General features: G+C 72.4%; 6 protein-coding genes and 1 pseudogene. 2 read left to right on the top strand and 5 right to left on the bottom strand.

The features are described 5' to 3' along the window. Window positions 1-86: 86 nt before the first annotated feature. Window positions 87-1247: an alkaline phosphatase PhoX gene (locus ACWGIU_RS21945; protein WP_453708255.1), complete on the bottom strand. Its 1161-nt coding sequence runs from the start codon at window positions 1245-1247 to the stop codon at window positions 87-89. Window positions 1248-1545: 298 nt separating this feature from the next. On the opposite strand from ACWGIU_RS21945, the gene ACWGIU_RS21950 reads away from it, so the two are divergent. After that, on the top strand, window positions 1546-1953 hold the full coding sequence (locus tag ACWGIU_RS21950) for a VOC family protein (RefSeq protein ID WP_365266605.1): 408 nt from the start codon (window positions 1546-1548) through the stop codon (window positions 1951-1953). A gap of 62 nt (window positions 1954-2015) precedes the next feature. On the opposite strand, the gene nirD is transcribed toward ACWGIU_RS21950, so the two are convergent. The 3 genes and pseudogenes from nirD to ACWGIU_RS21965 all read right to left on the bottom strand — a co-directional run bounded on the left by nirD (window position 2016) and on the right by ACWGIU_RS21965 (window position 6162). After that, window positions 2016-2348, bottom strand: coding sequence for a nitrite reductase small subunit NirD (gene nirD, locus ACWGIU_RS21955; protein WP_030715551.1), 333 nt, complete (start codon window positions 2346-2348; stop codon window positions 2016-2018). Next, entirely contained in the window at window positions 2345-4870 is a 2526-nt protein-coding gene (nirB, locus tag ACWGIU_RS21960) for a nitrite reductase large subunit NirB (RefSeq protein ID WP_453708258.1), read from the bottom strand. Before nirB ends, nirD begins: the two co-directional genes overlap by 4 nt. A gap of 1 nt (window position 4871) precedes the next feature. Then, window positions 4872-6162: pseudogene (locus tag ACWGIU_RS21965) on the bottom strand (NAD(P)/FAD-dependent oxidoreductase). Window positions 6163-6418: 256 nt separating this feature from the next. Here ACWGIU_RS21965 and ACWGIU_RS21970 point away from each other — a divergent pair. Then, a complete protein-coding gene (locus tag ACWGIU_RS21970) occupies window positions 6419-7195 on the top strand; it encodes a sulfite exporter TauE/SafE family protein (RefSeq protein WP_453708259.1) in 777 nt (258 codons plus the stop codon). A gap of 93 nt (window positions 7196-7288) precedes the next feature. Here the strand turns inward: ACWGIU_RS21970 and ACWGIU_RS21975 are convergent, their stop codons facing one another. Next, the gene (locus ACWGIU_RS21975; RefSeq protein ID WP_453708261.1) at window positions 7289-8017 is read right to left on the bottom strand and encodes a class F sortase; all 729 of its coding nucleotides are present in this window, start codon (window positions 8015-8017) and stop codon (window positions 7289-7291) included. Window positions 8018-8081 lie beyond the last annotated feature (64 nt).

The following is an 8081-nucleotide window of genomic DNA, read 5'->3' on the forward strand; positions in this document are numbered from 1 at the left end:
CCCCTGGGCCCCGCGCCTCGAACGCCGGTGAGGCTGGAAGTCTGCGGGGCGCTGCCCCGGGCCCCGCGCCTCGGGCGCCGGTGAGGCTAGAGGCGGAAGGGGCCCGTCACCTCGTAGGTGATGCCGCCGGACGAGCTGCCGCTCGTACCGCGCTGGCTGGAGAAGTAGAGCCGGTTGCCGGCGGGGGAGAAGGCCGGGCCGGTGATCTCGGAGGAGGACTGGCCGGTGATCCGCAGGAAGGGCGCCACCACGTCGTCCGGGGTGATCAGGCAGATCTCCATGTTGCCGCCGTCCTCGGCGACGTACAGGTCGCCGTACGAGGATCCGGTGACGTTGTCGACGCCGGTCAGCGGGGCCGCGCCGCCGGGCACGAGCGAGTCGTCGTAGGCCAGCTCGTACGTGCTGTTCGTGAGGTTCAGCTGCCAGACCCGGTTGTCGCCCTTCGTGGTGAACCAGACGGTGTCGTTGGCGTAGTGGCAGCCCTCGCCGCCGTTGAACTTCTTCGAGCCCGAGACCTGGCTGCGGGTCGCGGTCGGCGATCCGTCGGGGTCCGGCACGTTCTGCCAGGTGAAGGAGCCGGAGGTGGCGGTGCCGGCCTTGAGGACCTGGAGGGTGCCGGAGGAGAGGTTGCCCCAGGTGGCCGGGATGAAGCGGTAGAAGCAGCCGCTGGTCTCGTCCTCGGTCAGGTAGATCACCTGGCGCACCGGGTCGGCGGCGGCCGCCTCGTGTTTGAACCGGCCCATCGCGGGGCGCTGCACGGCCGCGTTCACCCCGTAGGGGTCGGTCTCGTACACGAAGCCGCGGTCGACCTCCTCGCAGGACAGCCAGGTGTTCCAGGGGGTCTTGCCGCCCGCGCAGTTCTGCCGGGTGTTGGACAGGATCCGGTGTGCGCCGGTGACGGTGCCGGAGGAGTTGAACTTCACCGCGCTCGCGCCGCCGGAGGGGTTGATCTCCGAGTTGGACACGTAGATCCAGCCCGAGCCGTCGACGAAGCAGGCACCGCCGTCAGGGGCGCTGTGCCAGGTGTACGAGGTACCGCTGACGGTCTGGCCCGAGCGGGCGATGATCCGGCTGGTGAAGCCGCTGGGCAGCATGATGCCGTTGGCGTCGGCCGCGCCGAGCGCCCCGTAGGGTCCGGCTCCGGGCTGGGCGGGGGCGGCGTAGGCGGCCCCGTGCATCAACGTGCCGCCGAAGGCGGCGGCCGACGAACCGATCACCGCACCGCGCAGGAAGGTACGACGTTCCACGGTCACTCCTGTGGGAGGAAGGCCCCGCGGCCGGTCGGACGCGGGGGCGCACGCGTCGAGGAACCTAGGAGGCGCCAGTTGCCGTGGCCCCAACTTCCCATGACGCATGAGCGACCGCTCGACGGACACTTGCCTGACCTGCGGTTTCGTGCTCCGGAAAGAAAAAGCGAAAAAACTTCGCGGGCAGCGATGAGTTTCCCGGGGACCCGCGGTCTACCTCTCGACAGCACCGAGCAGCACGCAGCACGCAGCACGCAGCACGCATGCAAACACCGCACACGAGAGAAGAGAGACCTCGATGTCCGCCACCATGATCTTCGTCAACCTGCCGGTCAAGGACCTGGAGGCCAGCAAGACCTTCTGGAGCAAGCTGGGTTACTCCTTCAACGCCCAGTTCACCGACGAGAACTGCGCCTCGATGGTCATCAGCGACACCATCGTCGCGATGCTCCTGACCGAGGCCCGCTACAAGGACTTCACCCACAAGGAGATCGCGGACGCGACGAAGACGTCCGAGGTGCTGCTCTGCCTGAGCGCCGAGAGCCGCACCGCGGTCGACGAGCTGGTGGACGGGGCCCTGGCGGCCGGCGCCACCGAACCCCGCCCCGCCCAGGACCACGGCGTCATGTACGGCCGCGCCTTCGACGACCTCGACGGCCACACCTGGGAGATCATGTGGATGGACCCGTCGATGGTCCAGAGCTGACGACCACCCTGCGGTCAAGCGGTCAGGCGGTCAGGCGGTCAGGCGGTCAGGCGGTCAGGCGGTCACGAGGTCACGGCGGTCCGCACCGGGTAGGTCCGGACCGCCGTCTCCTCGTCGTCCAGGCAGCGCCCCGACTCCAGGTCGAAGCGCTGCTTCAGCAGCGGGGAGGCCACGAAGGGCCGGCCCCCGGCCGTCCCCACCAGCCCGCGCGAGAGCACCTGCGCCCCGGTGAAGGGGTCCTGGTTGCCGATGGCGTACGGGCGCCCCGCGCGGTCGACGAACACCGCGGCCTGGCTCCCGTCGGGCAGCAGCGCCGCCACCCCGCGCCCGGGGATCAGCGAGGACAGTTCGCACACCGTCAGCCAGCCCTGCGCAACCTGCAGTTCCACGGTCATCGGACGGCTCCTCCTATGGTCAGGACGGCCAGGTCGGGCTTGACCTGGTCACGCTCGGGGACGAACTTCACGGTCGGGTCGGGGGCACCGGGCGCGTTGACGAAGGACACGAACCGGCGCAGCCGCTCCGGGTCCTGAAGCGTCTCGGCCCATTCGTCCCGGTAGTGCGCCACGTGGTCGGCCATCAGGGCCTCCAGCTCCGCGCACAGCCCGAGCGAGTCGTGCACGACCACGTCCCGCAGGTGGGGCAGACCCCCCTCCAGCCGCTCCAGCCAGGTGGAGGTCCGCTCCAGCCGGTCGGCGGTGCGGATGTAGAACATCAGGAACCGGTCGATCAGGCGGACCAGTTCCGCGTCCGACAGGTCCTGGGCCAGCAGGTCGGCGTGGCGCGGGGTGGCCCCGCCGTTGCCGCCCACGTACAGGTTCCAGCCACTCGCCGTCGCGATGACGCCGAAGTCCTTGCTCTGCGCCTCCGCGCACTCGCGGGCGCAGCCCGAGACCGCCGACTTCAGCTTGTGCGGGGAGCGCAGCCCTCGGTAGCGCAGCTCCAGGTCGATGGCCATCCGGACGCTGTCCTGCACCCCGTAGCGGCACCAGGTCTGCCCCACGCAGGACTTCACCGTGCGCAGGGCCTTCCCGTACGCGTGCCCGGACTCGAACCCGGCGTCGACGAGCCGCGCCCAGATCCGCGGGAGCTGGTCCACGCTCGCCCCGAAGAGGTCGATCCGCTGCCCGCCGGTGATCTTCGTGTAGAGGCCGAAGTCCCGGGCCACCTCGCCGATCACGATGAGCTTGTCGGGGGTGATCTCACCGCCGGGGATGCGCGGAACGACCGAGTAGGAGCCGTTGCGCTGCATGTTCGCGAGGAAGTGGTCGTTGGTGTCCTGGAGAGCGGCCTGCTCCCCGTCCAGGACGTAGCCGCTCGCGCCGAGGGTCGGGGCGAGCGAGGCGATGATCGAGCCGACGGTGGGCTTGCAGACCTCGCAGCCGTCGCCGCCGCGGGCCTCCGGGCGGCCGTGCCCGTCGAGGATCGCCTCGTACGAGGTCAGCCGGCGGGTACGGACGATCTCGTAGAGCTCGGCCCGGGTGAAGGGGAAGCAGCCGCACAGTCCCTTGTCGGTGGCGGCGGGCAGCAACTGTCCGATCACCTTGACGCAGCTGCCGCAGCCGGTGCCCGCCTTGGTGCACTTCTTGACCTCGGCGAGGGTGGCGCAGGCGGCGATGGCCTTCTTGGTGACGTTGTGGCAGGAGCAGATCACCGCGTGGTCGGGGAGGGCGGACGGTCCGAGCGCGACCGGGGCGCCGACCCCGGCGGGCAGCACCAGCTGCTCGGGGGACACGGGCGGGACGCTTCCGGTGAGCGGGCGCAGCAGGCCGTAGGAGTCCGCGTCGCCGACCAGCACCCCGCCGAGGAGGACGCCCTCGGGGGAGACGACCAGCTTCTTGTAGACCCCGGAGCGGGAGTCGGACCAGACGACGTCGAGGCTGTCCGCGGTGGTGCCGTGGGCGTCGCCGAAGGAGGCCACGTCCACGCCGAGGAGCTTGAGCTTGGTGGAGAGGTCGGCTCCCGTGAACTCCTTCTCACGGCCCAGCAGGTCGTCGGCGGCCGTCTCGGCCATCTCGTAGCCGGGGGCCACCAGCCCGTAGACGCGGCCGTCGACGGCGAGGGCGCACTCGCCGATGGCGTAGACGTGCGCGTCGGAGGTGCGGCAGCGGGCGTCGACCGCGATGCCGCCGCGCTCGCCGACATTCAGTCCGGCGTCGCGGGCCAGCTGGTCGCGGGGGCGGACGCCGGCGGAGAAGACGACGAGGTCGGTGTCGACGACCGAGCCGTCGGAGAGCCGCATGCCGCTGACGTGGCCGTCCTCGCCGGTCACCACCTCCTGGGTGCCGACGCCGGTGTGGACCGTCAGTCCCATGGACTGGATGGTGCGCAACAGGGCCGCGCCGCCGCCCTCGTCGACCTGTACGGGCATCAGGCGCGGGGCGAACTCGACGACACGGGTGGCCAGGCCCAGGCCCTGGAGGGCGCCGGCGGCCTCCAGCCCGAGGAGACCGCCGCCGACGACCGCGCCCGAGCTCCTGGTCTTCGCGTACTCCTCGATCGCGAGCAGGTCCTCGATCGTGCGGTAGACGAAGCAGCCGGGGGCGTCCTTGCCCGGGACCGGCGGCACGAAGGGATAGCTGCCGGTGGCCAGCACGAGGACGTCGTACGGGAACACCTGCCCGGACCGGGAGGTCACGGTACGGGCGGCCCGGTCGATGTGCTCGGCGGGGTCGCCGAGGTGCAGGTCGATGCCGTGCTGCTCCATGAACCCGGCGGGCGTCATGGACAGGTCCTCGGCGGTGCTGCCGGAGAAGTACGAGGTCAGGTGCACGCGGTCGTAAGCGGGCCGGGGCTCCTCGCAGAGCACGGTGATCCGGTGCGTGGCGGTGACCCCGCGCTCCGCGAGTGCTTCGAGGTAGCGCTGGCCGACCATGCCGTGCCCGATGAGCACGATCGTGGGCAGGGGCTCGGTCATCTCAGTGGCCTCCGTCGTCGGTGAGCAGGTGGAACAGGTCGTCCGGGGATTCCTCGCCCTCCCAGGTGCGGGCGAGGGCCCCCACGGTGGAGAGCTCGCCGAGCAGTACGCCGCCGACGAGGCGGTCGCCCCGCAGGACGACCTTGCGGTAGGTGCGGCGGGTGGCGTCGGCGAGGCGGACCACGTCGTCGCCGGGGAGGGGGGTGGTCTCGCCGAAGGCGGCGAGATCGAGGGAGCGGTCCCCGTCGGTGGTGAGGGTGAGGCGGGTGAGGGCGCGGGTGCCGGCGTAGCGCGTGGGCTCGCCGGTGAGGAGCGCGGCCAGGCTCTCGGCCTGCTCCAGGGCGGCGCCCGCGAGGCCGTACACCCGGCCGGCGTGCTCGGCGCAGTCGCCGATGGCGTGGATGCGGGGGTCGCTGGTGCGGAGGTGGTCGTCGACCACGATGCCGGTGCGGACTTCCAGTCCGGCGGCCCGGGCGAGGCCGATGCGGGGGCGCACGCCGCAGGCGAGGACGACGAGGTCGGCGTCGAGGCGGTAGCCGTCGGCGAGCTCGACCCCGGTGACCCGCCGCTGCCCGGGTGCGGCGCCGTTGCCGGGGGCTCCGCCCCCGGACCCGCGCGCCTCGAACGCCGGCGGGGCCGAGCCGGCCGTGACGAGGCCGCGGACCCGGCATTCCGTGTGGATCTCCACGCCGAGCTCGGTCAGGTGCGTCGCCAGCAGCGCGGAGGCGTCCGCGTCCAGCTGGCGTTCCATCAGGACCAGGTCGCTCGCCCTGCTGTGCCAGGACCACCTGCGCGCCCCGCGCGGCGAGCGCACGGGTCGCCGAGACGCCCAGCAGGCCCCCGCCGATCACCACCACGCGTGCCCCGGGCCGCACGGCCGCCGAGAGCGCCAGGCAGTCGTCCATCGTGCGGAAGGCGTGCACCCCGTCCGGGAGGTCCCGCCCTTCCGGTTCGAACAGCCCGCGCAGCGGCGGGAGCACCGCGTTCGAACCGGTGGCCAGGACCAGCGTGTCGTACCGGGCCACCGTGCCGTCGTCGCAGTGCACGGCCCGCTCCTCGCGGTCCACGCGCACCGCCCGGACCCCCCGCCGCAGCGCCGGGCCGGGTGCCGGGAGGGCCGTCACCTCCGGTGCGTACCGGCCAGCGAGGACCTCGGCGAGCAGGACCCGGTTGTACGGGACGTGGGTCTCCTCGCCGAGGACGGTCACCGCAGCGGCCGGGCCGAGCCGCTGCGCGAGCCGCAGGCCCGCGAGGCCGCCGCCGATCACCACCACACGCTTGTCCGAGGTCATGCCACGAGCGTGCGCCGCCGCTGTTTCCCCACGGCATCGCCTCTGTTACCCGGACGGAACGCCGACCTCAGCGCCCGGGTCCAGAGCCGGTGAGGCCCTCCTCAAGGGCCTCAAGGCTCGTCAGGGCCGTCATCCGCGCCCTTGGCGTACTCCGTATGCGGGATGCGGCGGTGCGGGTGAGGGGTGGGATGCCGGGTGGTGCGGGGGTGGTGACCCTGCTCGGGGCGGCGCGGCAACCGCTCCGTAGGGTCGAGCCGTGGCTGACATGTCAACGACCATGATCATCGTCCTGTGCGTGGCCGCGGCCGCGGCCGGCTGGATCGACGCGGTGGTGGGCGGCGGCGGCCTGCTGCTCCTGCCCGCGCTCCTGCTCGGGCTGCCGAACGCCCACCCGGCCACCGTCCTCGGCACCAACAAAGCCGTGGCCATCGTCGGCACCGCCGGGGCGGCAGTGACGTTCGCCCGCAAGGCCCCGGTGAACGTGAAGCTCGCCGTCCGCATCGGTCTGACCGCGCTCGCAGGCTCGATGGGCGGTGCGGTCCTCGCCGGCGGCATCAGCAAGGACGCCCTCCGTCCGCTGATCATGCTGGTACTCGTGATCGTCGCGGGTGTCGTGATCTTCAAGCCGGGCTTCGGTACCGCCCCCTCGACCGCGCCCGTCAGCCGGCAGCGGGTACTGCTCACCATCGGGCTCGCGGGCCTGGGCATCGGCTTCTACGACGGCCTCATCGGGCCCGGCACCGGCACCTTCCTGGTGCTCGCGCTCACGGCGCTGCTCCACCTCGACCTGGTCACCGCATCCGCCACCGCCAAAATCGTGAACTGCTGCACCAACGGCGGAGCGCTCGCGATGTTCGCCTACCAGGGCATGGTGCTGTGGCAGCCGGCCGCGCTGATGGCGGTGTTCAACCTGGCCGGCGGCATGATCGGAGCCGGTATGGCGCTCAAGAAGGGCAGCGGCTTCGTCCGGGCCGTGCTGCTGACGGTGGTGGGCGCGCTGGTGCTCAAGCTCGGCCTCGAACAGTGGGGCTGACCCGCCGGAACGCGCTCCAGGGCAATACACGTAGGCCGTCTCCTCCGGATCTTGTCACGCGGGCCGGGCCCGGCAAGATCCGGAAGGGACGGCCTAATACGTCCCCGTGAGGTGGGCGAAGACCACCACGTTGCCGCGGTAGCCCGTGCGGGGCGAGAAGCCGCCGCCGCAGGTGATCACCCGTAGCTCGGCGCGCGCAGAAGGCCCGTACACGCGGGTGTCGGGGAAGGTCTTGGCGTCGTAGACCTCGACCGCGTGGACCGTGAACACCGCCGTACGGCCGTCGGCGCGCGGGATCTCGATGGAGGCCCCGCGGCGCAGCGCGCCCAGGTGGTAGAAGACCCCCGGCCCGGCGGCGTCGTCCACGTGCCCGGCGACGACGGCGGTGCCGGTGGCGCCCGGTGTGGTGCCGTCGCGGTACCAGCCGGCCAGGTCGCGCCGGTCCGGCGGCGGCACTTCGAGGCTGCCGCGCCGATCGAGGCCGAGGCCGGTCAGCGGGGCGTCGACCCGGATGGAGGGGATCCGGATCCGGGTCGGCGGGGAACCGGGGAGCGGGGCGATCCCGGGGCCCACCACGCCGGCGGCGGTCAGTGACTCGGCGGAGGAGGGCAGCGGCGGTCCGACGGGTTCACGCGAACCGCTGGTCACGAGCCAGATGCCGACGCAGGCGGCGAGCGCGACGAGTCCGCCGTGGCGGGCGGTGGGGGTGCGGACGGATCGGCTCGCTGCCCGCCCGCGGTGAGCTCCGGATCCGGGGCGGTCGCCGTGGGTGGGCCCGGGCTGCCGGTCGCGGTCCCGTGCGCCACCGAAATCGCCACCCATGCGTACCCCCTCGGCTTCCGTTTCGGGGTGACTGGCCGTCGCCCGGCCCCGCGAACGGGGGGAC

The sequence above is a fragment of the Streptomyces sp. NPDC054840 genome (genome assembly GCF_053611065.1).

Excerpts from the sequence above, each read along its gene's own strand:
- ACWGIU_RS21950 (WP_365266605.1), top strand. The coding sequence starts at position 1,546 with ATGTCCGCCACCATGATCTTCGTCAACCTGCCGGTCAAGGACCTGGAG.
- nirD (WP_030715551.1), bottom strand. The coding sequence starts at position 2,348 with ATGACCGTGGAACTGCAGGTTGCGCAGGGCTGGCTGACGGTGTGCGAA.
- nirB (WP_453708258.1), bottom strand. The coding sequence starts at position 4,870 with ATGACCGAGCCCCTGCCCACGATCGTGCTCATCGGGCACGGCATGGTC.
- ACWGIU_RS21975 (WP_453708261.1), bottom strand. The coding sequence starts at position 8,017 with ATGGGTGGCGATTTCGGTGGCGCACGGGACCGCGACCGGCAGCCCGGG.